Below are 26,225 nucleotides of genomic sequence, written 5' to 3'. Positions count from 1 at the left end.
AGCGGGCTTGCTCGCGTCCCACAGGGGATTTGGGGGGTTACCAAACCCCGATCTGCACCACCTTTTCCGTTTCTGGCTCACCATAGCGAAACCGTTGGCCACGCAGATCAATCTCGGCGTGGCTGATGGTGGTCCTGCGTTTCAACCCCCGCAGCCATTCGAACAGATACCCCTGATGCACTTCGCGCACCTGGACATACGCCGGGTCTGCACCCAAATCGTGCAATTCCTGCGGGTCGTTTTCCAGGTCGAACAGCTGGGCGCGAAAGCCGTCATACGCCAGGTATTTCCAACGTTCGCTGCGCACCATAGTCATGCGGCAACGGTCGATGGGTTGCGCCAGGCGTTCGCGGGCGGGGGCCTGGAACGCATAGTCGTATTCAGCGATGGCGTAGCGGCGCCAATCCGTTTCTACGCCATGCAGCAGGGGGATCAATGAACGGCCTTCCAGGCGATGCTCGGCGCTCGGCAAGCCCAGGGCCTCAAGGAAGGTCGGCAGGGCGTCGATGGTTTCCACCAGGCGCCTATCCGCCGTGCCCCGGCTGATATCGGCCGCGGCGCGTGGGTCGCGCACGATCAGCGGAATGCCCACTGCCGGCTCCAGCAGAAACTCTTTTTCGCCCAAGTGGTGATCGCCGAGGAAGTCGCCATGGTCGCTGGTAAATACAATCAGCGTGTCATCCCAGCGGCCATTGCTTTGCAGCACATCGAACAGGCGACCGAGCTGGTCATCGACCTGCTTGATCAGGCCCATATAGGTAGGAATCACCCGCAGCCGCACTTCGTCGCGGGAAAAATTCACGCTCTCCTGGTGTTGGCGAAACGCCTGGTACACCGGGTGATCGCTGGCCTGCCCGGGCTTGGCGCGAATCGGTGCCTGCACCTGATCGACGCCATACAGCGCGTGATACGGCGCGGGCGCGATATAGGGCCAGTGCGGCTTGATGTACGACAGGTGCAGGCACCAGGGTTGCTCGCCTTGTTCGTGGATAAAGTCGATGGCGCGGTCGGTGGTGTAGACCGTTTCCGAATGCGCCTCGGCTACTCGTGCCGGCAAGTGGGCGTTGCGCATGTGCCAGCCGCTCAGGACTGCCCCGTCTTCGCCGGCTGCGGCGTTGGCCCATTCATGCCAGGGGTTGCTCCCGGCATACCCTTGCGCGCGCAGGTAATGGGTGTAGGGCGCGGACTCGCGTTTGTCTGCGAACAGCGGGCTGTCTGGGAAGATCCCGTCATGGCGCAAATACGCCTCGAAACCGACCTCATTGAGGGGCTCCGCTTGTGCGCTGTCGGGGTCGATATCCAGGCGTTGCAAGGCGTCGAGATTGGGCGTGGCGTGGGTCTTGCCCACCAGCGCGGTACGGATGCCATGTGGGCGCAGGTAGTCGCCAATCGTCAGCTCTTCGAGTGGCAACGGCACCGCGTTCCACGCTACCTGATGGCTGCTGACATAGCGCCCGGTATAGGCCGACATCCGCGACGGCCCGCAAATCGTGCCCTGGGTGTAGGCGCGGCTGAAACGCACGCCGGCAGCGGCCAAACGGTCGATATTGGGCGTGTGCAGGTGGGCGTGGCCGTAGCAGGAGAGGTAATCGCGACGCAGTTGGTCGCACATGATGTAGAGCACGTTGCGTACGTGGGGCATGGGGGTCACCGGATGAGGGGCAGGTGAGGGTTTTCGCCGGTTGGATGGGGTTGAGGCAAGTGCATTTGGGGAATGGGGTTTATGCAGTGGGTGCATGGTGACGCTTTCGCAGGCAAGCCAGCTCCCACAGGTTGATCGCATTCCACTGTGGGAGCTGGCTTGCCTGCGATAGCGGTTCCTCAGACCGCAAAGTTCTCCAGCGAACACACCTCGTCATCCTGCTCATCCACCTGCTTGATCTGCTCGATCATTGCCTCGGCCAACGGTGACAACCGATACCCGGCGCGGCTGACGATGCCATAGCGGGTGTAGCGCTCCTCCAGGTCCTCGGCCAACCCCTCGATCGTCAACCGCACAAGCTCGCCCCGGGTCAGGTGCAGCGCATCGCTGTTGGCGCTGACGATGCCGATGGCGTCGGAACGCAGCACCACCCCCAGCAGGCTGTAGCCGTTCTCGCACTCGACATTGGGCGTGTAGTCAGGGCGGCCGCTGAGGTCGACGATGACCTTGCGCAGGTTCGGCGGGCGGATGGTCACGGCCAGGGGATAACTCATCAGCTCGGCAGCGCTGACAGTTTCGCGCTGGGCCAGCGGGTGGCCGCTGCGGCAGCAGAAGTGCCACTTTCGCGGGCGCAGGCGGTAGGTCTGGTAGTCCGGGTTGGCTTCGAAGTGGCGGGTGTCGGCGACGAAAAACTCGAACTCTTCACTGAGCAGGCGCTTGCCCAGGCTTTGCCAGTCGTCCACCTGGAACTGCACCCGTGCCTTGGGGTAGCGCCCGATAAAACTGCCGATGGCCCGTGGCACCAACCCGGAGGCCGGTGCGGGGCCGCAACCAAAGCGCAGCTCGCCGGCTTCCAGGCCATTGAACTGGCTGATCTCGTTGGCCAACTGCTGGGCACCGCTGACCAGCCGCCGCGCATGTTCAAGCAGCACCTGGCCTTGTTTGGTCGGGGCCAGGTCCTTGCGCCCGCGATCCACCAACTGGCAACCGGCGCTGTGTTCCAGGGCCTGGATGCTGCGGCTGAAGGCCGATTGCGACAGGTTCACCGTGGCCGCGGCGGCGACAAAGCTGCGTTGTTCGGCGAGGGCGATGAAGTGGCGGAGTTGGCGCAGATCGATATGCATTTTTCACATTAAAAATATCGGGGAAATGCATTGGCTATGCATTAGGTCGACTCCTTATAAAGGCTATCTCTTATGCAGTAAAAGTTTGTAAAAACATAAATAAATAACTTTAAAGAATATGTGATTGTGCATATTCCTCGATTCCGGAGCCGCTCATGAGTGTGTCGAAGCCTGCTGTACCGTCCTCTGCCTGGCGGCTCAAGCGCCTACCCCTGGCGTTATTGCTGGCGGGCAGTGCCAGTTGGTCACCGAGCCAGGCGGCTGAAGAGCCAGCACCCGCGAGCAAGGGCGAGAGCGCCAGCGGGCAATTGGAAACGGTCACCGTGACTGCACGCCGACGCACCGAAAGCGCCCAGGACGTGCCCACGCCCATGAGTGTGGTGGGTGGGCAGGCCCTGGAGAGTCAGCGAATTTATCGGATCCAGGATCTGCAACAGCTGGTGCCCAGCGTCAACGTCGCCTACATGCATGCGCGTCAATCCAGCGTGTCGATTCGCGGGCTGGGCAATAACCCGGCCAGTGACGGCCTGGAGGGCAGCGTCGGCCTGTACATCGACAACGTGTACCTCGGGCGCCCGGGCATGGCGGTGTTTGACCTGATGGACATCGAGCAGCTTGAGGTATTGCGTGGCCCGCAAGGTACGTTGTTCGGCAAGAACACCACGGCCGGGGTCATCAATATCAGCACCCGCGCGCCAAGTTTTACCCCGGAGCGCAGCATCGAAACCTCAGTGGGCGAGGACGGTTATTTCCAGACCAAGGGCACGATTTCCGGGCCGCTCAATGATGAACTGGCCGGGCGTTTTTCCGCCTATCGCACGCGCAGCGATGGCGATATCAAGAACGAATACAACGGTCACGATCTCAATGGTGGTTCACGCCAGGGCTTTCGCGGGCAACTGCTGTACAAGCCCAACGAGGCATTCAACCTGCGCTGGATCGGCGACTACAACGAAGAAGCTTCCAGCGCCGGCACCCGTGTGTTGTACAGCACCGGGCCGACCATCAATGGCGTCAACCAATATGAGTCCAGGGCGCGGGCGGCCGGGGCGACCCTGGTCGACGGTTCCCACCGCAAGGTCAACCTGGACAACGACCAACGTGTCACGGTGTTCCAGGGCGGGACGTCCCTTGAGGCCAATTGGACCCTGCCCAGCGACTTCACCCTGACGTCGGTCAGCGCCTATCGCTGGTGGAATTTCACCCCGCGCAACGACGACGGCCTCAACGTGCCGGCGTCCTATAACGCTGGCGTGTCGGTGGAAGATAAGCAGTGGTCCCAGGAGTTTCGCCTGGCGTCACCGACCGGTGGCTTCTTCGATTACGTGCTCGGGGCCTACTACTTCGGCTCTGACCTGGACAATAAATCCTTCGCCTATTACGGGCCCCAGGCTGATATCTGGAACGGCACGCCGACGGGGGCCTTGAGCAATGTCACCAGCATTGGCAACGGGCATATCCGCACCGACAGCTTTGCGCTGTTCGCCCAGGGCACCTGGCACCTGACCGAACGTCTGGATTTCACCGCTGGCCTGCGCGGTACCTATGAAGAAAAAAGTGCCTGGGTCAGCCGCAACGCGCCAGAGGGTGGTGCAACGGTAGCCGGCGCGGCGGCTACCGCACGCCGTGGTCGTGCCGGTGCCTACGATTCCGGCGATCTCAGCCAGTACAGCACCAGCCCCTCCGGCTTACTGAACCTCAGCTACCGTTTCAGCGATGACCTGCTGGGCTATGCGACCTTGTCCCATGGCGAGAAGTCCGGCGGGGTCAACCTGGTGGTGGGCTCTGCACCGACCGCTGGTGCGGACTCACTGTTGATCGGCACCGAGCGCGCCAACAACGCCGAACTGGGTTTTAAAAGCACGCTGTGGGACCGCCACCTGCAGCTCAATGCCAACCTGTTCTGGACCCAGGTCAACGGCTATCAGACCAACGCCTACGATGCCGGCAACCGCGTGCAGTACCTGACCAACGCCGGTTCTGTGCGCTCCCGTGGGGTCGAGTTGGAAAGCACCCTGGTGCCGATCCGGGGGCTGACGCTGAATATCAATGGCTCGTTCAACGACGTGCGCTACCTGTCGTACAAAGATGCGCCATGCCCACCGGAAGTCAGCCTGCGCCCTGGTGCACCGGCCTCGTGCGACCTGAGCGGGCATCAGGTGGTAGGCGCCTCGAAGTGGATTGCCAACGCCAACGGTGAGTACAAGTGGAACCTGGACAACGGCTTCGAACCCTATGTCACCGCCAGCTATGCCTATCGCTCGAAGGCGGTGGGTACGGTCGAGGATTCGGACTATGGGCAGATTCCCGGTTATGGGCTGGTCAACCTGTCCACGGGTTTGCGTGGCGACTTCCAGCAGGGCCAGTGGGATGTGTCGTTGTGGCTGAAAAACGCCTTCGACAAAACCTACTACACCACCCTGTGGACAGGCGGCAACGGTGGCTATGAAGGGCTGCTGGGCACCCCGCGCACACTGGGTGTGACCGGGCGCTACGACTTCTAGCCACCCATCACCTGTAGGAGCGAGCTTGCTCGCGAAGAAAGCCCAGACAACACGGTTAACCTGATGCTGCGCGTTATCGTTAACGTTTTTCGCGAGCAAGCCGCTTTCTAGCCGGGGACTGCGGCGGTGCGGTAGGTGGCCGGGCTGAACACCCGGGTCACCACCAGCATTGCGATCACCGTCACGGTCAGTACCACCCAGGCGCTGACAAAACTGCCGGTGAGTTCGCGCAGCCAGCCGGTCATCCATGGCGACACGGCATTGATCAAGAAGCCCACGCCTTGTACGAATGCCGCCAGTTGCCCGGCTTCGCGCGGGTCGCGGCGATGGTCCAGGGTCAGCAGCAGGCTCAGGGCAAAGCACGCCCCCAGGCCGAAGCCGATCAGCGCCACCCACAGGTGTGGGTATTGCAGCGGCGCCAACAGCAGGCCGAGGTAACCCACGGTCTGAGCCAGCAAGCTGATGGTCAGCAAGGGCCGGCGGTCGATGCCGCGTTGCGCTAGCGCCGGCATCAACAGCGCGGCAATCACCTGGAAAATCGTCATGAACGCCAGCAGCGAGCCGCTGGGCAGCACGCCCCAACCCAGTTGCTGGTAGTACGCCGGCAGCCACGCCACCATGCTCATATACCCGCAGTTCACCAGGCCGAAATACAGCGCCAGCAACCAGGCGCGGCGATTGCGCAGGCCCTGGAGCGGCGCCGTCACCTGTAGGTTTTTCGCCGCGCCTAACGGCAGCCATGCCCACAGCAATAAAGCGCCGAGCGCTGGCAGCAGCCAGATGCCCAGGCCTGCCTGCCAGTGCTGGAAATGGCTGGCGACCAGCGGGCTGAGCAGCGCCGCCAAACCACCGCCACCCATCAATGAGGCCGAATACACCCCCATCGCCAGCGGCACCCGCTGGTGAAACTGACGCTTGATCATCGCCGGCACCAGCGCCTGGATCAGCGCCACGCCAGCCCCGCCCAGCAGCGCCGTGGCCAGCAATGCGGGCGCCTGTGCCAGCAGCCAGCGCGCCAGGCACGCCAGCAGAATCATCATCAAGCCCAGGGCGATCCCGCGTCGTTCGCCCAACTGCGCTTCGACCCGGATGCCCACCAGCGCCACCAACCCCATGCACACCACCGGCAGGCTGGTGAGCAAGGCACTGCTCTGGAAACTCAGGCCGGTGGCCAGGCGGATTTCCCCGAGCAATGGGCTGATTGAGCTGAGGATCGGCCGCAGGTTCAGGCCCAGCACCACCAGCAGGCCCCAGCCGGCGAGGGATTTATTGAGCGTCATGCAAAGCCTTCCATTGCGCATAAAGCGTTTGCATTGCCGCTTGTGGCAGGTGCTGTACGGGCAGTTTCTGCGCGGCCAGCGGTAACGCCACTTGCTGGTAAATCGCCGCAGTCGACAGACCGAAAGGCGCCGCCATTTCATTGCTCGCGGCAAACACCACGCGGGACACACCACACAAGTACATTGCACCCAGGCACATCGGGCACGGCTGGCCGCTGGCGTAGATCACGCAGCCTTCAAGGTTGGTGCCGAGGGTTTGGCTGGCCGTACGAATGGCGAGCATCTCGGCGTGGGCGGTAGGGTCCTGGCTGAGATGAATCTCGTTGACCGCTTCTACCCGCACTTCACCGTCCTTGACCAGGACTGCACCAAACGGCCGTCCACCGCGGGCCACGTTGTCCTGCGCCAGGGCGACGGCACGTTGCAGCCAGGTTTGATCGTGCTGTGGGCTCATTGGGCACCTGCTTCTTTCAGAAGTTTGGCGATGGCAACCTGGCCGCGTTTTTGCGCCTGTTGCAGCGGGCTGGCGCCGTTGCGATCAGGCAGGTTCACGTCGGCGCCCGCGGCGATCAACAGGGCGACGATCTGCTGGTGCGGCGGCCCGCCGTCCGAGAGCACGATGGCCTCCATCAGGCCGGTCCAGCCCAGGCGGTTGACATGGTTGACGTCGACGCCGGCATCGATCAACAGGCGCACAGTTTGCACGTGCCCACGTTCACACGCCGGAATAAGGGCGGTGCCGCCGTAGCGATTGGTGCTCTTGAGGTCGGCGCCATGGGCCAGGGTCATGGCCAGGATTTCGTTGTGGCCGCTGGCTCCGGCCAGCAGGTAAGGGCTGTCTTGCATCAGGTTCTTGCGGTTCACGTCGGCCCCGGCCTCGATCAGGACACGGGCGATATCGACGCGATTGGCCTCGGTGGCCAGCAACAATGGGGTGCTGCCGTCGATGGCGCGGGCATCCCGATCGGCGCCCTTGGCCAGCAGTTGCTCGACCTGGGGCAAATGCCCGGCGCGTACGGCATCGAGCAGGCTTTTTTCGGCCGCCATAGTGCTACTTGCCACTATCAAACCCAGCGTCAGAACGGCCGTTTTGAAAGGAATACGCCATGCCATGAGAACCTCGTTTCAGTGCAATGAGCGGGAAGTATGGCCACCGCCTGGGGTATTCTGAAATTAAATATAACCATGCCAACCAGTGGCTAATGCGATGGTGATGCCCATGTTCGATCCCGTGCTGTTGCGCAGTTTTATCACCGTCGTCGATTGCGCGAACTTCACTCGTGCGGCCGAGCGGTTGCACCTGACTCAATCCACGGTCAGCCAGCAGATCCGCCGTCTGGAAGACAGCACCGGGTGCCAGTTGCTTGACCGCGACCAGCGCCGGGTGGTGGCGACGGTCGAGGGTGAGCGCTTGCTGGCCTATGCGCGGCGCATCCTGGCGCTCAATGAAGAAGCCGCCGACGTGCTGATCAACCAGCAGAGCGATGGCGTACTGCGCCTGGGCGTGCCCGAAGACTTCGCCGCCGAGCGCTTGATGCCGTTGCTTTCGGCGTTTGTCGTGGCCTATCCACGGGTGCGCCTGGAGGTCACCAGCGGCCTGGGGCCGGCGCTGCTGCGCCAGTATCGCGGCGGTGAGTTCGATGTGTTGCTGGTCAAGCAGATGGGCGACAGCGACGACTGCCTGGCCTCCTGGCCGGAGCCATTGTGCTGGGTCGACAGCCGCCGCATGCCGGCCCTGGGCCGCGACCCATTGCCGTTGGTGGCGTTCCCGGTGGGCGGCCTGTACCGCAATGAAATGCTCCAGCACCTGGAGGTGGGTGGCTGGCGCTGGCGCATTGGCTATTCCAGTGCGAGCCTGGCCAGTGTGTGTTCGGCGGTGGCGGCGGGGTTGGGCATCAGCCTGTTGCCGGAGCGGGTGGTGCAGGCCGGGCATGTGGTGCTCGGCGCCGACAGCGGTTTACCCGCAGTGCAGGGCGTGCGGTTGGCGCTGTATGGGCGCAATGGCATGGGGGCGGCGGGGCAGAGCCTGCAGCGTCAATTGTGGGATTTATGTGAGGCTAACCCGCGCTAAGGCCATGCCCTTGAGGAATATTTTGCATGCCTGCAAGGCATCATGATTTTGCCTCTCGCCGCCAGGCCACGTGGGGCGTGGCTTTGCAGGTGCCGTTGTTTTTTAATATTCCCGTTCGGTCTATGTATAACTTTAAAGATTACTTTAAGAGATAAGCGTCTGCCCCCGATGATTCAGCTCTAGACGGTTGCCCCCGCAGGCCCGTCGGTTTTTTCGCTGAAGAAAGCAGGGAGTTAATCAATGGGCAATGTCCAGACCGCCGCCAGTGCACATGAGGCGCAGTGGCGCCAGGCACCGAGTGGTGAGTTGGTCGACCTTGGCCGGCCGCACCGCGCGCCCTTGGGGCAGTTGCGTTTGCAGAAAACCCCCAAGGGGATCTTGAGCCGGCGTGAAGGCATTTTGTTGGGCCTGCTGGCACTGGCGCTGCATGGCGCGGTGATCTATTGGGTCAGCCAGAAACCGCTGCCGGTGCTGCCGATTGTGCCGCCGGAAATTCCACCGATGACCATCGAGTTTTCCCAGCCGGCGCCGCCGGTGGTGGAACCGCCACCGCCTGTACCGCCGCCTGCGGTCGTGGAACCACCGCCACCTGTGGTGGATGAGTTGGCGGCCAAGCCGGCGCCACCCAAGCCGATTTCAAAGCCCAAGCCCAAGCCCAAACCGGTGCCCAAGCCCGAACCCAAGCCGGTCGAACAGCCACCTGCGCCGCCTGTGCCTGCACCGCCCGCGCCCAAGCCTGCACCACCTGCGCCAGCGCCGGTAACCCCAGCTTCGGCCAACGCCGCGTACCTGAAGAACCCGGCGCCCGAGTATCCCTCACTGGCCCAGCGCCGTGGTTGGGAAGGCACGGTGTTGCTGCGGGTGCATGTCTTGGCCAGCGGCAAGCCCGGTGAAATCCAGGTGCACAAGAGCAGCGGTCGCCAGCAACTCGACGACGCCGCACTGACCGCCGTGAAGCGCTGGAGCTTCGTCCCGGCCAAGCAGGGCGACGTGGCGCAAGACGGCTGGGTCAGCGTGCCCATCGATTTCAAGATTCATTGAGCCTGTGCTCGACACTTTATCGCTTACACCGAGGACCACATCATGACGTTACTGGCATCTCCACTTGAATCCATCGAAAGCGCGGTGATCTGGCTGCTGGTGGTTTTTTCCGTCGCCACCTGGGGCCTGGCCCTGCTCAAGGGCGTGCAGTTCGGCCGCCTCAAGGCCCAGGATCGCAAGTTCCACAAACAGTTCTGGGCGGCGTCGAGTCTCGATTCGGCCGCCGAGCTGAGCGAAACCCACCCCGGCGCTGCCGCTCGTGTGGCCCAGGCCGGTTACGCCGCGATCCAGGTGGGTGATGCACCGCACGCCGCAGACCTGAGCCAGGCGATCAACCATCAGGATCGCCTGGAACGTGCCCTGCGCCAGCAGATCGTGCGTGAACGGCGCTCCCTGGAAACCGGCCTGGCGGTGGTCGCGAGCATCGGCAGTACTTCGCCGTTTATTGGTCTGTTCGGCACGGTGTGGGGGATCATGGAAGCGTTGAAAGGCATCAGCGCCGCCGGCTCCGCCAGCCTCGAAACCGTGGCCGGCCCGATTGGCGCGGCGTTGGTCGCGACCGGTGTGGGGATCGCCGTCGCCGTGCCGGCAGTACTGGTCTACAACTACTTCCTGCGTCGCCTGAAGCTGACCGCTGCCGACCTGGATGATTTCGCCCATGACTTCTACAGCCTGGCGCAGAAAAATTCGTTCCGCGTGCTGGTCCACCCGGCGCTGCATAAAAACGCCGCCCAGGGCAGCGCGCAAAAAGTGAAGGAGGCGTCCTGATATGGCCTTCTCCACCCAAGACAGCGACGAGGTACTGAGTGAGATCAACGTCACGCCCCTGGTGGACGTGATGCTGGTACTGCTGGTGGTGTTTATCGTCACCGCCCCGCTGCTGACCAATGCGATCCAGATCAACCTGCCCAAGACCGAAGCCGTGGCCCCGGTGGAGCAGAAAGACCCGCTGGTGGTGAGCATCGACGGCGCCGGCAAAGTGTTTATCAACAAGGATGAAATCCAGCCGGACCTGCTGGAATTCAACCTGCAGGCCGCCAAGGCGAAGGACCCGCAGGTGCGGGTACAGCTGCAGGCTGACGATGGCGTGAATTATGGCGAAGTGGCCCGGGCCATGGCGTCGATTGAGCGAGCGGGGATTACCAAGCTGTCGGTGATTACAGCGCGTTAGTGTCAAAAGCCTCGACAATTTTTTGGCCGTCTCCTTGGCAGGGTGCGGCCTTTTTTTTGCCTGGGATTTAAGTTACGGCACAAAAAATTATGGGAGTGAGCTCATGTGGGAGCGGGCTTGCTCGCGAAGACGTCGGCCCAGCAAACATTGATGTTGCCTGACCCACTGCTTTCGCGAGCAAGCCCGCTCCCGCATTATTTGATCGATGTGGCTGTGTTTTTGGTTATTAATAAATAGCTTCTTATTCCTTAACGAATATATGCCCCGTCCCTATACTGGTCAGCAACGTTAAACGCTGCAGGAGGGCACACCCATGCACAGCGAGTTGATCCGTTACCTGATCGTGCCGGGCTGGCAAGGATCGCCAGAAGATCATTGGCAAACCCATTGGCAGAACAGCCTGCCCAACAGCGCTCGCGTGGAGCAGGCCGACTGGCTGACCCCACGCCGCGAAGATTGGGTGGCGGCCTTGGCCGAAGCCATTGCGGCCGACAGCACTCCGGTGATCCTTATCGCCCATAGCCTGGGTTGCATCACCGTGGCGCACTGGGCTGCCAGCGCGCCATTGCAGTTCCTGCGCCAGGTGCGCGGTGCGTTGCTGGTGGCCCCGGCGGATGTCGAGCGCCCCGCGTGTGCGCCGGCATTGCGCAACTTTGCACCGATTCCCCGCGACCTGTTGCCGTTTCCCAGCCAGGTCGTCAGCTCCGACAACGACAGTGCAGTCAGCGCCCCTCGGGCCCTGGAACTGGCACGTAACTGGGGGGCGGAAGCCGGGATTCTCGCAGGCGCCGGGCATATCAACGTGAAGTCCGGCCACCAGCGCTGGGAGCAGGGTTTCGCCTACCTCTATCGTCTGCAAAACCGTCTGGAGCATCACTCCCGGCGCCGCGCCTAATATTTTTTCAACGCCCCGTCCCTATGAGTGGAATTGGGGCGGGAGCCTGCCATGAGCCTGCATGAAACCTTTGGCCAGCCATTGCTGACCTTCCCCGACGCTGAAAAAAGCCCCCTGAGCATTCGCGCCAAGGCGCTGGTGTTTGTCGACCCCCGTTCAAGGCAACTGCGCGAAGACCTCGAAAGCCTGGCCCCGCGAGCCTTGCCGGTGTTGATTCGTGGCGAAACCGGTAGCGGCAAGGAATTGCTGGCGCGCCATATCCATCGCGGCAGTGACCGCAGCGGCCTATTTGTTTCGGTCAACTGCGGCGCGATCAGCCCTACTTATGCCGATGCCGAATTGTTTGGCTATGCCGCCGGCAGCCACAACGGCGCCGCCAGCAGCCGGGCTGGCTGGTTCGGCTCGGCCAACGGCGGCACCTTGTACCTCGATGAGATCGGCGACTTGCCGTTGCCGATCCAGATCAAGCTGCTCGCCGCCCTGGAAAACCACGAAGTCACCCGCGTCGGCGCCCATCAACCGAGCCCGGTGGATGTGCGTCTGGTTGCCGCCACCAGCATCGACCTGGCCCAGGCCGTGGCCGTGGGTAAATTCCATGAGCGCCTGTTCCATTACCTCAGCGAAGGCCAACTGGAGCTGCCGGCGCTGCGCGAGCGGGTGGGTGACATCCTGTCGTTGGCCGAGTACTTCCTGGGCATCTACAGCCAGCGCCTGGACTTGCCGGTGCCGTTGATCAGCGAGGCCGCGCAGCAGGTGCTGGAGCAGCACAGCTGGCCGGGCAATACGCGGGAACTGGAGAACGTGATCCACTTTGCACTGCTGGTCAGCAGTGGCGATGAGATCTTGCCGGAGCATTTGAACCTGCCGGTGGCCTCGGTGGTACAGATTGAGCAGCAGGTGCGTCAGATCCTGAGCAGCGGCAGCGAAGTCGAGCGCATCGCGTTGACCCGTCTGTTTCAAGGATTAGGCTCTGTATGAACAAAATGGAATATCAACGTGAATAAAAGGTATTGTTCGGGAATAAAAAATATCGGTATTGTCACTTTCACGCCGCGATAGCACATCGCTGGCACTCCCCTATAAGAAGTGGCCGTCACCGACGTCCCGGATTTTCGATTAAGGACACTGCATGAAAAAGGTTCTGTTGTTCACCGCACTGGCGGCTGCCCTGACTGCCGGTATCGCTCAAGCCAACGAAAAACTGGTGATCGCGGCCACGCCGGTGCCGCACGCCGAGATCCTTGAGCTGATCAAGCCGACCCTGGCCAAAGAAGGCGTGGACCTGGAAATCAAGGTCTTCACCGACTACGTGCAGCCGAACGTGCAAGTGGCCGAGAAGCGCCTGGACGCCAACTACTTCCAGACCCTGCCGTACCTGCAGAACTTCAACAAGGGTAAGGGCACCAACCTGGTCACCGTGGTTGGCGTGCACGTTGAACCGTTCGGCGGCTACTCGAAAAAGATCAAGAAAATCGAAGACCTGAAAGATGGCGCCACTGTTGCCATTCCCAACGAAGGCTCCAACAGCGGCCGTGCCCTGTTGCTGCTGCAGAAGGCCGGTGTGATCACCCTCAAAGACCCGACCAATGCCCTGTCCACGCCAAAAGACATCGCCAGCAACCCGAAGAACCTGAAGTTCAAGGAGTTGGAATCGGCCCTGCTGCCGCGCGTCCTGGACCAGGTTGACCTGGACCTGATCAACACCAACTACGCCCTGGAAGCCGGCCTGAACCCGGCCACTGACGCGCTGATCATTGAGTCGTCCGATTCGCCGTACGTGAACTTCCTGGTAGCCCGTCCAGACAACAAGGACAGCGTCGCCATCCAGAAACTGTCCAAGGCCCTGACCAGCCCTGAAGTCAAAGCCTTCATCGAGCAGAAGTACAAAGGTGCGGTGGTGCCGGCGTTCTGATTGAGCAAACCCCCTTCAAGGTTTGAACGCCGACGGCTGATACAGCGTCGGCGTTTTTTATTGGGCAATGATGGTCAAAATTGTGGGAGCTGGGCTTGCCCGTGATGCAGGCACCTCGGTGTGTCAGTGACACAGAGGTGATGCTATCGCGGGCAAGCCCGGCTCCCACACAAGCCCGCTCCCACATGGGTGGGTGTTATGCCTGTTAATCCCGGCTGTTGATCGCCCGGCGCAACGCCACCAACCACTTCACCAATTCCTGCGGATCAATCGGTTTCGCCTCGCTCATCTGTCATTCCCTCGCTGGTTAAATGGCCCTCAGTCTGGCCATGCGCTGTCCATCCCTGTCGTTCAGCGCTGAAAAATAGACCCTTCCTACACGCCCCAGAACCATAGCTGTCATCTGCCAACCCGGCGAACCCACAGGTTAGTTTTTTGGGCGATATCAATATGCTATTTCGGTATTTAAATTTTATTTTTTATACCTTTAAAGTCAGCGCTTCCCGACGTTACCCACGTCGAATCGGACTGCGTTTACGCCGCATTACCCCTGCGGCGCCCAGGACTAGAAATGACCTTCGATTACGCCTTTATCCTCAGCACCCTGCCGGCGTTTCTCAAGGCCGTGGGGGTGACCTTGCAAGTGGGCTTGATCGCCATTGCCACCTCGCTGCTGGTGGCGCTGATCAACTCGGCCTTGCTGGTGTTTCGCACCCCGTACCTGTCGCGCCTGGTGGCGCTGTACGTGGAGTTGGCGCGTAACACGCCGCTGCTGATCCAGCTGTTCTTCGTGTACTTCGCCTTGCCGGCCCTGGGCTTCAATATCTCCGGGTTCTGGGCGGCGATCATCACCATGACCTTCCTCGGCGGTGCCTACCTCACTGAAGTGCTGCGTGCCGGGGTGGAAGCGGTGCCGCTGGCGCAGATCGAGTCGGGCAAGTCCATCGGCCTGTCCGACTGGCAACTGCTGCGCCATGTGATCCTGCCCCAGGCCGGGATCCTCAGCCTGCCGGCGCTGTTTGCCAATTTCATTTTCCTGCTCAAGGAGACCACGGTGGTCTCGGCAGTGGCAGTGCCGGAGATTCTCTACACCACCAAAAGCTACATCGCCCTCTACTACAAGACTTACGAAATGCTCGCCGTGCTCACGCTGATTTGCGTGCTGTTGTTCTTGCCGCTGTCGCTGTTGCTCAGCCGCCTGGAAAGGAGGCTCCAGCATGGCCAGTTCGGGTCTTGAGTTGTTGTGGGTGTCGTTGCCGCAACTGGGCAAGGGGGCCGCGCAAACCCTGTCGATTTCCTTTTTGAGCATCGCCTTCAGCACGGTTGGCGGGGTGTTGTATGGGGTGCTGCGCACCTTGAATGTGCGCGCGATCAACCTGCTGCTGCGTATTTACCTGGAGTTGTTCCGCGCGATTCCGGTGCTGGTGTGGCTGTATCTGCTGTTCTTTGGCCTGCCGATTTTCACCGGCCTGAGCATCCCCAGTTTCTGGTGCGCGGTGCTGGTGCTGTCGCTGTGGGGCGCCAGTGAAGTGGGCGAAGTGGTGCGCGGCGCCTTGCATTCGCTGCCGCGCGGGCAGCGGGAGGCGGGCCTGTCGATAGGTTTGTCGGCGCCACAACTCTACGGCTATGTGCTGTTGCCCCAGGCGCTCAAGCGCATGACGCCGCCGACCATCAACGTCTACACGCGGATCATCAAGACCAGTTCCCTGGCGGTGCTGATCGGTGTGGTGGACGTGATCAAGGTCGGCCAGCAAATCATCGAGCGCACCTATGAGTCGGTGTTGATCTACGGCGCGCTGTTCCTGTTTTTCTTCTTTATCTGCTACCCGTTGTCGGCCGCCTCCAAGGTGCTGGAACGGCGCTGGGCCCAAGCATGAGCGCATTGATCGAGTTCCAGGGTTTCAACAAGTTCTTTGGCGAACAGCAGGTGCTCAACGGCATCGACCTGAGTGTGCAAAGCGGCGAAGTGGTGGTGATCCTCGGCCCCAGCGGCTGCGGTAAAAGCACCTTGCTGCGCTGCCTCAATGGCCTGGAAGTGGCCCACAGCGGCAGCCTGCGGTTTGCCGGCAAAGAGCTGCTGGATAAACACACCGACTGGCGCCAGGTGCGCCAGGACGTGGGCATGGTGTTCCAGAGTTATCACCTGTTCCCCCATATGAGCGTGCTCGACAACATCCTGCTGGGCCCGCTGAAAGTGCAAAAACGCGAACCCCGCGAAGCCCGTGAGCAGGCGGAAAAACTGCTGGAGCGGGTAGGGCTCGCCGACAAGCGCGATGCGTTCCCGCGCCAGTTGTCCGGTGGTCAGCAGCAACGCATCGCCATCGTCCGCTCGTTGTGCATGAACCCCCAGGTCATGCTGTTTGATGAAGTCACCGCCGCCCTTGACCCGGAAATGGTCAAGAAAGTGCTGGAGGTGATCCAGGACCTGGCGCGCGATGGCATGACCCTGCTGATCGTCACCCATGAAATGGCCTTCGCCCGCGCCGTCGCTGACCGCGTGGTGTTTATGGAGGCCGGCCGCATCCTCGAACACAACACCCCCGAGGCATTCTTTACGAACCCGCAGACCGCACGCGCGCAGCAGTTCCTGGAGAAGTTCTCCTTTGTTTCAACACTGCCCAAGAAAATCAAGGAACTGGAGCTGTCATGAAAACTGCCAAGTTGTTACTGCCGCTGCTCGGCCTCGCCTTACTGGCCGGCTGCAACAAAACCGAAGAACCGGCCAAACCCGCCGCTTCCGCGCCGGCGGCGGTGAGCTACATCGACAAGATCAAGGCCCGCGACAAGCTGATCGTCGGCGTATTTACCGATAAGCCGCCGTTTGGCTTTGTCGATGAAGCCGGGCGCTACGTGGGTTTTGATACCGATATCGGCCGCCAGTTTGCCAAGGACCTGCTGGGCGACGAGAACAAGGTCGAGTTCGTCGCCGTGGAGCCGGCCAGTCGCATCCCGTTCCTGCAGAGCGACAAGGTCGACCTGATCCTCGCCAACATGACCGTGACCCCGGAGCGCAAGGAAGCGGTGGAATTCACCAACCCCAACCTGAAAGTCGCGGTCCAGGCCCTGGTGCCTAACGACAGCACGGTGAAAAGCCTCGACGACCTGGCGACCCGCACCACCATCGTCACCACCGGCACCACGGCCGATATCTGGCTGACCAAGAACCACCCGGACTGGAAACTGCTCAAGTTCGAAAAAAACTCCGAGTCGCTGCAAGCGCTGTCGGCCGGGCGTGGCGATGCCTATGCCCAGGACAACCTGGTGCTGTTCAGCTGGGCCAAGCAGAACCCGGGCTACCGCGTGCTTGAAGAAAAACTGGGCGATGAAGCGCCGATTGCGCCGGCGGTGAAGAAGGGCAATATCGAACTGCGCGACTGGGTGAATGCCGAGTTGGCGAAGTTGGGTGAAGAGAAGTTCTTGCTCAAGCTGTATGACCAGTACGTGCGTAAAGAACTGAGCGATGACACCAAGCCTGAGAGTGTGATTGTTGAAGGCGGTAAGTGGCAGGGTTGATCCTGTACTGAATGCTCCACCGCTATCGCAGGCAAGCCAGCTCCCACAGGAGAATGCATTCCAAATGTGGGAGCGGGCTTGCTCGCGATGATGGCAGTACAGGCGCCGTCTAACTCGGCCAATGCCAAGCCGGCTCATCCAGCACCCGCTGCCCCACAATCTGCGTCTGCCCTAGCACCTTCTCCAGCACAATCGAATTGCACCCCTCATCCTGCTGCAACGCTGCGATCAAGCGGCTGGCATGGGACACCACCCACACCTGGCAGTGCTTGGATGCCTGGATAATCAGGCGCGCCAAGGCCGGCAGCAGATCCGGGTGCAGGCTGGTTTCCGGCTCGTTGAGCACCATCATCGTTGGCGGGCGCGGCGTCAGCAGTGCGGCGATCAGCAGCAGGTAGCGCAAGGTGCCGTCCGAAAGCTCCGCCGCTGACAGTGGGCGCAGCAAGCCTTCCTGATAGAACTCAATGGCGAAACGCCCGCCCTGCAATGGCTCGATATGCAACCGCGCGCCAGGAAACGCATCACTCACTGCCTGTTGCAAGGCTTCGGGATCGCCGATTTCGCGGATGGTCTGCAACGCCGCCGCCAGGTCACGGCCGTCGTGATGCAGGACCGGTGTACGGGTGCCCAGTTGCGGCTGGCGTACCGGCGCATCGGCGTCGCTGCGAAAGTGATCATAAAAGCGCCAACCGCGAATGCTTTCGCGCAGCATCAGCACCTCCGGCGAGCCGCGCAGGCTGCCGACTTGATCAAACAGGCTGTGGTAGTTGGGCGTGTGCTGGGCCAGTACATCCCAGGCGCGGCCGGCACGGGCACGGACCATCGGCCCGGAGCGCTGCACCAACAGGCTTGCCGGGCGGTAGACATGGCCGGCCCAGATGCATTCTTTCTTGATCTCGGGATCCAGGGAAAAATATGACTCGCTGGGTTCTGGCAAACCCAGGGAGATCGCGTAGCTGAAATCCTCCCCGGCAAACCCCAGGCGCAGGCGCTTGGCGCCACTGCGTACGCTCAGTTGCACGGCGACTTCGCCATTGAGCATGCGTCGGCTGATATTTTCTGGGCCGGCCCAGAAGGTTGAATCCAGCCCACCTTCGCGGGCCAGGGCATTGATCACACCGCCCTGGGCGGTTTCCGCCAACAGACGCAAGGCGCGGTACAGGTTGGATTTGCCGCTGCCATTGGGGCCGGTGATCAGGTTCAGCCGATCCAGCGGTACCACCAATTTATTGATCGAGCGGTAATTGGCCACCGCTAAGGTTTTCAGCATCAAGGGCGTTCCCGGCCGACATGGACCGCCATCTTACCCTGTGGGAGCCGGCTTGCCGGCGATCAACCGACGCCACGTAATTCACATAGGCGAAGGCGGAACCCTGAACTAAGCTCACAGTCGCATACACACTGGCACGTCGGTATCACGCAAAAGGAGTCTGCATGGGCGGTCCCACTTCAACCGTTATTTGTGGCGTTGCCCTGCTGGCATTGCTGAGCGGCTGTGGCCAGGAAAAACCTGAAGCCAAGGCCCATTCCAGGGTGTTTGTGCAAACCGTGCAGCCCACCGATTTTGCGGCGGCGGTGACCCTCACCGGGGATATCCAGGCGCGGGTGCAGACCGATTTGTCATTTCGCGTCGGTGGCAAGATTATCCAGCGCATGGTCGATGTCGGCGACCGCGTGACGGCCCGGCAAGTGCTGGCCAGGCTCGATCCCAAGGATTTGCAGACCAATGTCGATTCCGCCCAGGCCCAGGTGGTGGCGGAACAGGCGCGGGTCAAACAGACGGCGGCGGCTTTTGTGCGCCAGGAAAAACTCCTGCCCAAGGGCTACACCAGCCGCAGCGAATACGACGCCGCCCAGGCCGCGCTGCGTAGCAGTCAAAGTGCCCTGGCCGCCGCGCAGGCTCAACTGGCCAATGCCCGCGAACAACTGGGCTACACCGCATTGATCGCCGAGGCACCGGGGGTGATTACCGCGCGCCAGGCCGAAGTCGGCCAGGTGGTGCAGGCCACCGTGCCGATTTTCAGCCTGGCCCGCGACGGCGAGCGTGACGCGGTGTTCAACGTCTACGAATCGCTGCTGGCCGAGCCACCGCCGGATGCGCCGATCACCGTCAGCCTGTTGGATAACCCGAGCATCAAGGCCGTGGGCCGGGTGCGTGAGGTGACTCCGGCCGTTGCGGCCAACAGCGGCACGGTGCAGGTGAAGATCGCCCTGGATGCCTTGCCCAAGGGCATGCAACTGGGCTCGGTGGTCAGCGCCACCGCCAACGGGCAAGCCAAGGCCAGTATCGAATTGCCTTGGGCGGCACTGACCAAGGATCTCAGCGAGCCCGCCGTTTGGTTGGTGGATGGTGACGGCAAGGCGCAACTGCACAAGGTCACTGTCGCGCGTTACCTGACCGGCAAGGTGATCATCAACGATGGCCTCAAGGGCGGCGAAAAAGTCGTGGTGGCCGGTGGGCAATTGCTGCACCCAGGCATGTTGGTGGAGATCGCCCAGGCGCCGGATCAGGCCCAGGCCAAGGGCGTGCAGCCATGAAGCGCCTGACGCTGGTCCTTGCCGGCAGCCTGTTGCTGATCGCCTGTTCCAAGGAAGAGCCGGCGCCGGAGCCTGTGCGCCCGGTGCTTTGGGTCGAGGTGAAAGCCGAAGACCAGGCACACCTCGGGCGCTTCGCCGGCAGTATCCAGGCGCGCTATGAAAGCAACCTGGGCTTCCGGGTGCCAGGGCGCATTGCGCGGCGCGCGGTCGATGTGGGCGCCGAAGTCGAAAAAGGCGCCTTGTTGGCAGTGCTCGACCCCACTGACCAGCAGAACCAGTTGCGCGCCGCCCAGGGCGACCTGGCACGAATCCAGGCGCAATTTATCAATGCCCAGGCCAATGCGCGTCGCCAGCAGGAGTTGTTCAACCGTGGTGTTGGCGCCCAGGCACAACTGGACGTTGCCCAGACTGATCTGAAAACCACCCAGGCCTCCCTCGACCAGGCCAAGGCGTCGGTGGACCAGGCCAGGGATCAGCTCAACTACGCCGAGTTACGCACCGACCACGGCGGCATCGTCACGGCCTGGAATGCCGAAGCCGGCCAAGTGGTGAGTGCCGGCCAACAAGTGGTGACGCTGGCCCGCCCGGATATCAAGGAAGCGGTGATCGACCTGCCCGCCGGCCTCGCCGAACGCCTGCCGGTCGACGTAGTGTTTGTGGTGGCCAGCCAGTTGGACCCCAGCATCAACACCACCGCCACCGTGCGCGAGATCGAGCCCCAGGCGCAAAGCGCAACCCGCACCCGTCGCGCACGCCTGACCCTGGCCCAGACGCCCGCGGCATTCCGCTTGGGCACGGCGATCAGCGTGACCCTGAGCTCGGCCATCGCCCCGCGCATCGAACTGCCTGCCAGCGCGGTGCAGGATGTCGAAGGCAAGACCCGCATCTGGGTCATCGATACGCAACAACAGAGCGTGCAGCCCCGTGAGGTGACCCTGGTCAGTCGCGATGCCAGCCATGTGGTGCTCAACGGCGGGGTGCAGCCTGGCGAGCGCGTGGTCAGCGCCGGCATCAACAGCCTCAAGCCCGGACAAAAAGTCAAAACCGACGAGGACAGCCCGCGATGAAAGGGAGCTTCAACTTATCCGACTGGGCACTCAAGCATCAGTCCTTCGTCTGGTACCTGATGTTCGTCGCGCTGCTGATGGGCGTGTTTTCCTACATGAATCTGGGGCGTGAAGAAGATCCGTCCTTCACCATCAAGACCATGGTGATCCAGACCCGCTGGCCGGGCGCGACCCAGGAAGAAACCCTCAAGCAGGTCACCGACCGCATCGAGAAAAAGCTCGAAGAGCTGGACTCTCTTGATTACGTGAAAAGCTACACCCGGCCCGGTGAATCCACGGTCTTCGTGTTCCTCAAGGACACCACCAGCGCCAAGGCGATCCCCGAGATCTGGTACCAGGTACGCAAGAAGATCGACGATATCCGTGGCACCTTCCCCCAGGGCTTGCAGGGGCCGTCGTTCAATGACGAGTTCGGTGACGTGTTTGGCTCGGTGTATGCCTTTACCGCCGACGGCATGTCGATGCGCCAGTTGCGCGATTACGTCGAGCAGGTGCGCGCCGAGATCCGGGCTGTGCCGGGGTTGGGCAAGGTCGAGATGATCGGCCAGCAGGACGAAGTGATTTACCTGAATTTTTCCACGCGCAAACTGGCCGCCCTGGGGATCGACCAGCGCCAGGTGGTGCAGAGCCTGCAATCGCAGAACGCGGTGACCCCGGCCGGGGTGATCGAGGCCGGGCCGGAGCGGATTTCGGTGCGTACCTCGGGGCAATTCGCCTCGGAAAAGGATCTGGCCGACGTCAATCTGCGGCTCAATGATCGTTTCTATCGGTTGGCGGATATCGCTGATATCAGCCGTGGCTATGTGGATCCGGCGCGACCGATGTTTCGTTTCAACGGTCAGCAAGCCATCGGCCTGGCCATCGCCATGCAGAAGGGCGGCAACATCCAGGAATTTGGTAAGGCGCTGCACCAGCGCATGGACGAGCTGACGGCCGACCTGCCGGTGGGCATTGGCGTACACAAGGTGTCGGACCAGGCCGAAGTGGTGGAAGAAGCGGTCGGCGGCTTCACCAGTGCGCTGTTCGAAGCGGTGATCATCGTGCTGGTGGTGAGCTTTATCAGCCTCGGCCTGCGTGCCGGGTTGGTGGTGGCATGCTCGATCCCGCTGGTGCTGGCGCTGGTGTTTGTGTTTATGGAGTACAGCGGCATCACCATGCAGCGGGTGTCACTGGGCGCGTTGATCATCGCCCTTGGTTTGCTGGTGGACGACGCGATGATCACCGTGGAAATGATGATCACCCGCCTGGAAAAAGGCGAGACCCTGGAGCAGGCTGCGACCTACGCCTACACCTCCACCGCGTTCCCGATGCTCACCGGCACCCTGGTGACCGTGGCCGGGTTTGTGCCTATTGGCCTCAACGCCAGCTCGGCTGGCGAATACACCTTCACCCTGTTTGCGGTGATTGCGGTGGCGATGCTGGTGTCGTGGGTGGTGGCCGTGTTGTTTGCGCCGGTGATTGGCGTGCATATCCTCAGCAGCAAGGTCAAACCGCACAATGAAGAGCCGGGGCGTATTGGCCGGGCCTTCAATGGCGGCATGTTGTGGGCCATGCGCAATCGCTGGTGGGCGATCGGCCTCACGGTGCTGCTGTTCGTGGCGTCGGTGTTTTCCATGCAGTTTGTGCAGAACCAGTTTTTTCCGTCGTCCGATCGCCCGGAAATCCTCGTCGACCTCAACCTGCCGCAAAATGCCTCGATCAATGAAACCCGCAAGGCGGTGGACCGGCTTGAAGCGATCATCAAGGACGACCCGGACATCGCACGCTGGAGCACCTACATCGGCCAGGGTGCGATCCGTTTCTACCTGCCCCTGGACCAGCAACTGGAGAACCCGTACTACGCGCAGTTGGTGATCGTCAGCAAAGGCCTGGAAGAGCGCGGCGCGTTGATCGAGCGCCTGCAAAAACGTTTGCGTGATGACTTCGTGGGCGTCGGCAGTTTTGTCCAACCCTTGGAAATGGGCCCGCCGGTCGGGCGCCCGATCCAGTACCGGGTATCGGGCAAGGACATCGACCAGGTGCGCAAACACGCCATCGAACTGGCGACACTACTGGATAAAAACAGCCACCTGGGCGAGATCATCTACGACTGGAACGAGCCGGGCAAAGTGCTGCGGGTCGATATCGCCCAGGACAAGGCGCGCCAGCTCGGGCTGTCGTCCGAAGATGTGGCGCAGTTGATGAACAGCGTGGTCAGCGGCTCGTCCGTGACCCAGGTGCACGACGATATCTACTTGATCAACGTGGTCGGCCGCGCCGAAGACGCCGAACGCGGTACCCCGGAAACCTTGCAGAACCTGCAGATTGTCACGCCGAGCGGTACCTCGATCCCGCTGTTGGCCTTTGCCACCGTGCGCTACGAGTTGGAGCAACCGCTGGTGTGGCGGCGCGATCGCAAGCCAACCATCACCATCAAGGCCGCCGTGCGCGACGAGATGCAGCCGACCGACCTGGTCAAGCAGCTCAAGCCTGAAATCGACAAGTTCAGCGCCGCGTTGCCGGTGGGCTACAAGGTCGCAACCGGCGGTACCGTGGAAGAAAGCGGCAAGGCCCAGGGCCCGATTGCCAGCGTGGTGCCGTTGATGCTGTTTTTGATGGCGACCTTCCTGATGATCCAGTTGCACAGTGTGCAGAAGATGTTCCTGGTCGCCAGCGTGGCTCCGCTGGGGCTGATCGGCGTGGTCCTGGCGCTGATTCCCACGGGTACGCCCATGGGCTTTGTGGCGATCCTGGGGATCCTTGCGCTGATCGGCATCATCATCCGCAACTCGGTGATTTTGGTGACGCAGATCGATGCCTACGAGTCGGAGGGCTACACACCGTGGGATGCCGTGGTGCAGGCCACCGAGCATCGGCGCCGGCCGATCCTGCTGACGGCGGCGGCGGCCAGCCTGGGCATGATCCCCATCGCCCGGGAAGTGTTCTGGGGGCCGATGGCCTACGCGATGATCGGCGGCATCATCATCGCCACCTTGCTGACGTTGCTGTTTTTGCCGGCGCTGTATGTGGCCTGGTACAAAATCCGCGAGCCTGTGTAGGCGCCGGTGGGGGCCGTGGGAAACGTCTCAAAGTCTTAATGGGTTGCTTTTCGGGTAACCAATTGTTTTACCCTCTTGGCTTTCACTTGTGTGAAGGTCTTTGCCATGCCTCGTTATTTGCGCCATACCTTGATGGTTTGCATGCTGTTGCTCTCGCCCCTGGCGGCTGCCGGTACCGTGCTGGAAAACGCCCTATGGCGCATTGAGCTCGACCCGGCGACCCTGGCCGTGCGCGTCACCCCTGCTGGCGGCGAGCCGGTGCAGGCCTCCAGTGGCGTGGCGGCCCATGGGGTCAGCCAGTTGCAACAGTCCAGCCGACAGGCCAATTGGCAATGGGATAACGGGGCCTATCGCCTGAGTGCCACCCTGGATCAGCGCGACCTGATCCTCACCGTCACCGCCCGCGAGGCCGCTGAGCTGGAAATCCTCCGGCAACCGGCCAGTGCCATGGGCAAGGGCTTGATCTGGCCGCTCGCCGAAGGGCATTACATCCCCGCCGGCAATCGCCTGTGGCAAGACTTCCTGCTTGAATATGGCGATGTGAACAGCACTCAGGACCTCAGCCTGCCGTTATGGGGCGTCGACCATGGCACGTTTACCCTCAACTGGCTGCTGACCAACCCGTACAACAATCGCTTGCAGTGGCAGGCCGAGGGGCAGCGCCTGGGGTTGTCGGTGCGCCATGAGTTCACCGCACTGGACCCAGCCGCGCCCATGAGCCTGCGCCTGAACCTGGGCGAGGCCGACTTGCTGGCCGGTGCCAAGCGCTATCGCCAGTGGCTGGTGGAACAGGAGCTGTACGAGCCGCTGGCAGAAAAGCTACAACGCCTACCTGCCGGCGAAAAACTGTTGGGCGCGAGCCATGTGTACCTGTGGGGCAATGACTTGCTTGGCCTTGGCGATGTACGCGACTGGGTGCAGTTACGCGCATTGCTGCGCGCACCGGATGGGTTGGGCGCGCAACTCAATGGCCTGCTGGATGCCGAAGCGGCGCAGGTGGTGCAAGCCAGACAGCCGTTTCTGGATCGCTACCAGCAAGCCGTGCTGCTGCGAGGACTCAACGCGGCGCTTAACAAAAAGGCGCGCCAGGGCTGGCAAGCCAGGACCGAGCCCGACATGCACGCGCTTGCCGAAGGCTATGGCACTGTCCGCCGGCAACTGGCGCTGGCGTTCTCTGGCGCCTTGAGTGTCACCCCCGAAACCTGGGGTAGCACGTTGTCCGCTGCGACGATAAAAACCCTGCAGGACAGCGGCCTGCAACGCCTGCTGCTGACCCTGGGTGAAGGCTGGGAGGGCGGGCTCTGGCACCCGGAGGTGGTGCGCAAGGGGGTCGAGGCCGGGTACTTGATGGCGCCTTACGACTCCTACGAGACCGCACTGGCAGATACGGAAAACCCTGACTGGACCACCGCGCACCTGGGCAGCCGTGCCTACCGTGACTGCGCGATCATGTTGAAGAATGGCCAGCTCAAGACCGGCTTCCAGAAGTCCGGGCACTACACCGACCCACGCTGCGTGCGCCCGCTGCTGCAAGCACGGGTGGCGGCGGTGCAGGCCAAGGCCGGGTTCAATGCCTGGTTTCTCGATGCCTACGCCACCGGCATGCTGTTTGACAGCTATCGCTCAGTGCTGGGCATGACCCAGGCGCAGAACGCCGAGGGTAATGTCGACGCGGCGCGCTGGATCGCCAACCACCTCCAGTTGCCGGTGGGTTCCGAAGACGGCAACGCCACCACCGCCCGAGGCGTGCTGTTCGCCCATGGCATGCAGACGCCGGTCATGGGCTGGGGCGACCGCGAGATGACCCAGGATAAACAATCGCCTTACTACGTGGGGGCCTGGTACCCACCGGAACAGCCAGCGGTATTCTTCAAGCGCGTGCCACTCAAAGAGCCGCTACGCACTGTGTACTTTGCCCCGGCGATGCGCCTGCCGCTATATCAGGCGGTGTTCCATGGCTCGGTCATCACCACCCATCACTGGCTGTTCGATAGCCTTAAACTGAGCAATGTGCAGGCGGAAAACGAACTGACCCAACTGCTCTACAACGTACCGCCGCTCTATCACTTGAGCGCTGCTACGTTGAAACAGCGCTTGCCAATGATCCAGCGTCAGGATGGGTTCTTCCGGCCGTTGCATGAGCGTCTGGCGACCCAGGCACTGACAGATTTTCGCTGGCTGAGCGGCGACCGGCTGCTGCAGCAGACGACCTTTACCGATGGCACGCGGTTGGTGGCCAATTTTGCGAGTGAGCAGAGGGAGGGGTATGCGGGGCGCAGTGTGACGGCGTTGGTGGTGGGGGCAGAGCCGGTGGTGTATCAGGTGGATTAGCGGCGCCTGTGAGTCCATCGCGGGCAAGCCCGCTCCCACATTTTGGACTGCCCCCAAGAAGTTGGACACCAATCCAATTTCTTGGGGTGTTCACATGA

The 26,225-nt window shown here is 62.0% G+C and carries 22 protein-coding genes; 16 read left to right on the top strand and 6 right to left on the bottom strand.

What is annotated here, in order from left to right; all coding sequences use genetic code 11:
- Nucleotides 1-37: 37 nt before the first annotated feature.
- Complete coding sequence (locus tag KL786_RS13955) at nt 38-1,642, bottom strand: alkaline phosphatase family protein (protein ID WP_215517978.1); 1,605 nt, start codon at nt 1,640-1,642, stop codon at nt 38-40.
- Nucleotides 1,643-1,821: 179 nt separating this feature from the next.
- On the bottom strand, nt 1,822-2,766 hold the full coding sequence (locus tag KL786_RS13950; RefSeq protein ID WP_215517977.1) for a LysR family transcriptional regulator: 945 nt from the start codon (nt 2,764-2,766) through the stop codon (nt 1,822-1,824).
- Between the two features lie 155 nt (nt 2,767-2,921).
- On the opposite strand from KL786_RS13950, the gene KL786_RS13945 reads away from it, so the two are divergent.
- Entirely contained in the window at nt 2,922-5,270 is a 2,349-nt protein-coding gene (locus KL786_RS13945; RefSeq protein ID WP_215517976.1) for a TonB-dependent receptor, read from the top strand.
- Between the two features lie 107 nt (nt 5,271-5,377).
- Here the strand turns inward: KL786_RS13945 and KL786_RS13940 are convergent, their stop codons facing one another.
- From KL786_RS13940 to KL786_RS13930, 3 genes are read right to left on the bottom strand one after another with little or no spacing between them, the layout of a single operon-like run.
- Complete coding sequence (locus KL786_RS13940; RefSeq protein WP_215517975.1) at nt 5,378-6,550, bottom strand: CynX/NimT family MFS transporter; 1,173 nt, start codon at nt 6,548-6,550, stop codon at nt 5,378-5,380.
- Nucleotides 6,537-7,004 (bottom strand): nucleoside deaminase, encoded by a 468-nt coding sequence (locus tag KL786_RS13935; RefSeq protein ID WP_215517974.1) that lies wholly within the window; start codon nt 7,002-7,004, stop codon nt 6,537-6,539. Before KL786_RS13935 ends, KL786_RS13940 begins: the two co-directional genes overlap by 14 nt.
- Nucleotides 7,001-7,597 carry an ankyrin repeat domain-containing protein gene (locus tag KL786_RS13930; protein WP_252193728.1) on the bottom strand — a complete coding sequence of 199 codons (597 nt, stop codon included), beginning with the start codon at nt 7,595-7,597 and terminating at the stop codon, nt 7,001-7,003. Before KL786_RS13930 ends, KL786_RS13935 begins: the two co-directional genes overlap by 4 nt.
- A 172-nt stretch (nt 7,598-7,769) precedes the next feature.
- Between KL786_RS13930 and KL786_RS13925 the strand changes: the two genes are divergently transcribed.
- The 11 genes from KL786_RS13925 (at nt 7,770) to KL786_RS13875 (ending at nt 17,153) form a co-directional block, all read left to right on the top strand.
- Nucleotides 7,770-8,621 (top strand): LysR family transcriptional regulator, encoded by an 852-nt coding sequence (locus tag KL786_RS13925; RefSeq protein ID WP_215517972.1) that lies wholly within the window; start codon nt 7,770-7,772, stop codon nt 8,619-8,621.
- A 240-nt stretch (nt 8,622-8,861) separates the two neighbouring features.
- A complete protein-coding gene (locus KL786_RS13920) occupies nt 8,862-9,662 on the top strand; it encodes an energy transducer TonB (RefSeq protein WP_215517971.1) in 801 nt (266 codons plus the stop codon).
- A 42-nt stretch (nt 9,663-9,704) separates the two neighbouring features.
- Complete coding sequence (locus tag KL786_RS13915) at nt 9,705-10,430, top strand: MotA/TolQ/ExbB proton channel family protein (RefSeq protein ID WP_169953930.1); 726 nt, start codon at nt 9,705-9,707, stop codon at nt 10,428-10,430.
- 1 nt (nt 10,431) lies between these two features.
- The gene (locus KL786_RS13910) at nt 10,432-10,833 is read left to right on the top strand and encodes an ExbD/TolR family protein (RefSeq protein ID WP_215517970.1); all 402 of its coding nucleotides are present in this window, start codon (nt 10,432-10,434) and stop codon (nt 10,831-10,833) included.
- Between the two features lie 313 nt (nt 10,834-11,146).
- Entirely contained in the window at nt 11,147-11,728 is a 582-nt protein-coding gene (locus KL786_RS13905) for an alpha/beta hydrolase (RefSeq protein ID WP_032856553.1), read from the top strand.
- A gap of 51 nt (nt 11,729-11,779) precedes the next feature.
- Nucleotides 11,780-12,706, top strand: a complete 927-nt coding sequence (locus tag KL786_RS13900; RefSeq protein WP_032856554.1) for a sigma 54-interacting transcriptional regulator — start codon at nt 11,780-11,782, stop codon at nt 12,704-12,706.
- Nucleotides 12,707-12,857: 151 nt separating this feature from the next.
- Complete coding sequence (locus KL786_RS13895) at nt 12,858-13,640, top strand: MetQ/NlpA family ABC transporter substrate-binding protein (RefSeq protein ID WP_215517969.1); 783 nt, start codon at nt 12,858-12,860, stop codon at nt 13,638-13,640.
- A 571-nt stretch (nt 13,641-14,211) separates the two neighbouring features.
- Nucleotides 14,212-14,877: an amino acid ABC transporter permease gene (locus KL786_RS13890; RefSeq protein WP_032856556.1), complete on the top strand. Its 666-nt coding sequence runs from the start codon at nt 14,212-14,214 to the stop codon at nt 14,875-14,877.
- Nucleotides 14,858-15,517, top strand: a complete 660-nt coding sequence (locus KL786_RS13885) for an amino acid ABC transporter permease (RefSeq protein WP_065944467.1) — start codon at nt 14,858-14,860, stop codon at nt 15,515-15,517. The genes KL786_RS13890 and KL786_RS13885 overlap by 20 nt, the downstream gene beginning before the upstream one ends.
- The gene (locus KL786_RS13880; RefSeq protein WP_215517968.1) at nt 15,514-16,290 is read left to right on the top strand and encodes an amino acid ABC transporter ATP-binding protein; all 777 of its coding nucleotides are present in this window, start codon (nt 15,514-15,516) and stop codon (nt 16,288-16,290) included. Before KL786_RS13885 ends, KL786_RS13880 begins: the two co-directional genes overlap by 4 nt.
- A complete protein-coding gene (locus tag KL786_RS13875; protein WP_215517967.1) occupies nt 16,287-17,153 on the top strand; it encodes a transporter substrate-binding domain-containing protein in 867 nt (288 codons plus the stop codon). The genes KL786_RS13880 and KL786_RS13875 overlap by 4 nt, the downstream gene beginning before the upstream one ends.
- A 109-nt stretch (nt 17,154-17,262) precedes the next feature.
- Here the strand turns inward: KL786_RS13875 and KL786_RS13870 are convergent, their stop codons facing one another.
- Complete coding sequence (locus tag KL786_RS13870; protein WP_215517966.1) at nt 17,263-18,423, bottom strand: AAA family ATPase; 1,161 nt, start codon at nt 18,421-18,423, stop codon at nt 17,263-17,265.
- Between the two features lie 164 nt (nt 18,424-18,587).
- Between KL786_RS13870 and KL786_RS13865 the strand changes: the two genes are divergently transcribed.
- The 4 genes from KL786_RS13865 to KL786_RS13850 all read left to right on the top strand — a co-directional run bounded on the left by KL786_RS13865 (nt 18,588) and on the right by KL786_RS13850 (nt 26,127).
- Nucleotides 18,588-19,691, top strand: coding sequence for an efflux RND transporter periplasmic adaptor subunit (locus tag KL786_RS13865; protein ID WP_215517965.1), 1,104 nt, complete (start codon nt 18,588-18,590; stop codon nt 19,689-19,691).
- The gene (locus KL786_RS13860; RefSeq protein WP_215517964.1) at nt 19,688-20,758 is read left to right on the top strand and encodes an efflux RND transporter periplasmic adaptor subunit; all 1,071 of its coding nucleotides are present in this window, start codon (nt 19,688-19,690) and stop codon (nt 20,756-20,758) included. Before KL786_RS13865 ends, KL786_RS13860 begins: the two co-directional genes overlap by 4 nt.
- Nucleotides 20,755-23,796 carry an efflux RND transporter permease subunit gene (locus KL786_RS13855; protein ID WP_215517963.1) on the top strand — a complete coding sequence of 1,014 codons (3,042 nt, stop codon included), beginning with the start codon at nt 20,755-20,757 and terminating at the stop codon, nt 23,794-23,796. The genes KL786_RS13860 and KL786_RS13855 overlap by 4 nt, the downstream gene beginning before the upstream one ends.
- Nucleotides 23,797-23,901: 105 nt before the next feature.
- The gene (locus KL786_RS13850) at nt 23,902-26,127 is read left to right on the top strand and encodes a glycoside hydrolase (protein ID WP_215517962.1); all 2,226 of its coding nucleotides are present in this window, start codon (nt 23,902-23,904) and stop codon (nt 26,125-26,127) included.
- Nucleotides 26,128-26,225 lie beyond the last annotated feature (98 nt).

Source organism: Pseudomonas sp. TAE6080, from assembly GCF_018732265.1.
GTDB lineage: Bacteria > Pseudomonadota > Gammaproteobacteria > Pseudomonadales > Pseudomonadaceae > Aquipseudomonas > Aquipseudomonas brenneri.
This window is presented reverse-complemented; position numbering and strand designations above follow the sequence as displayed.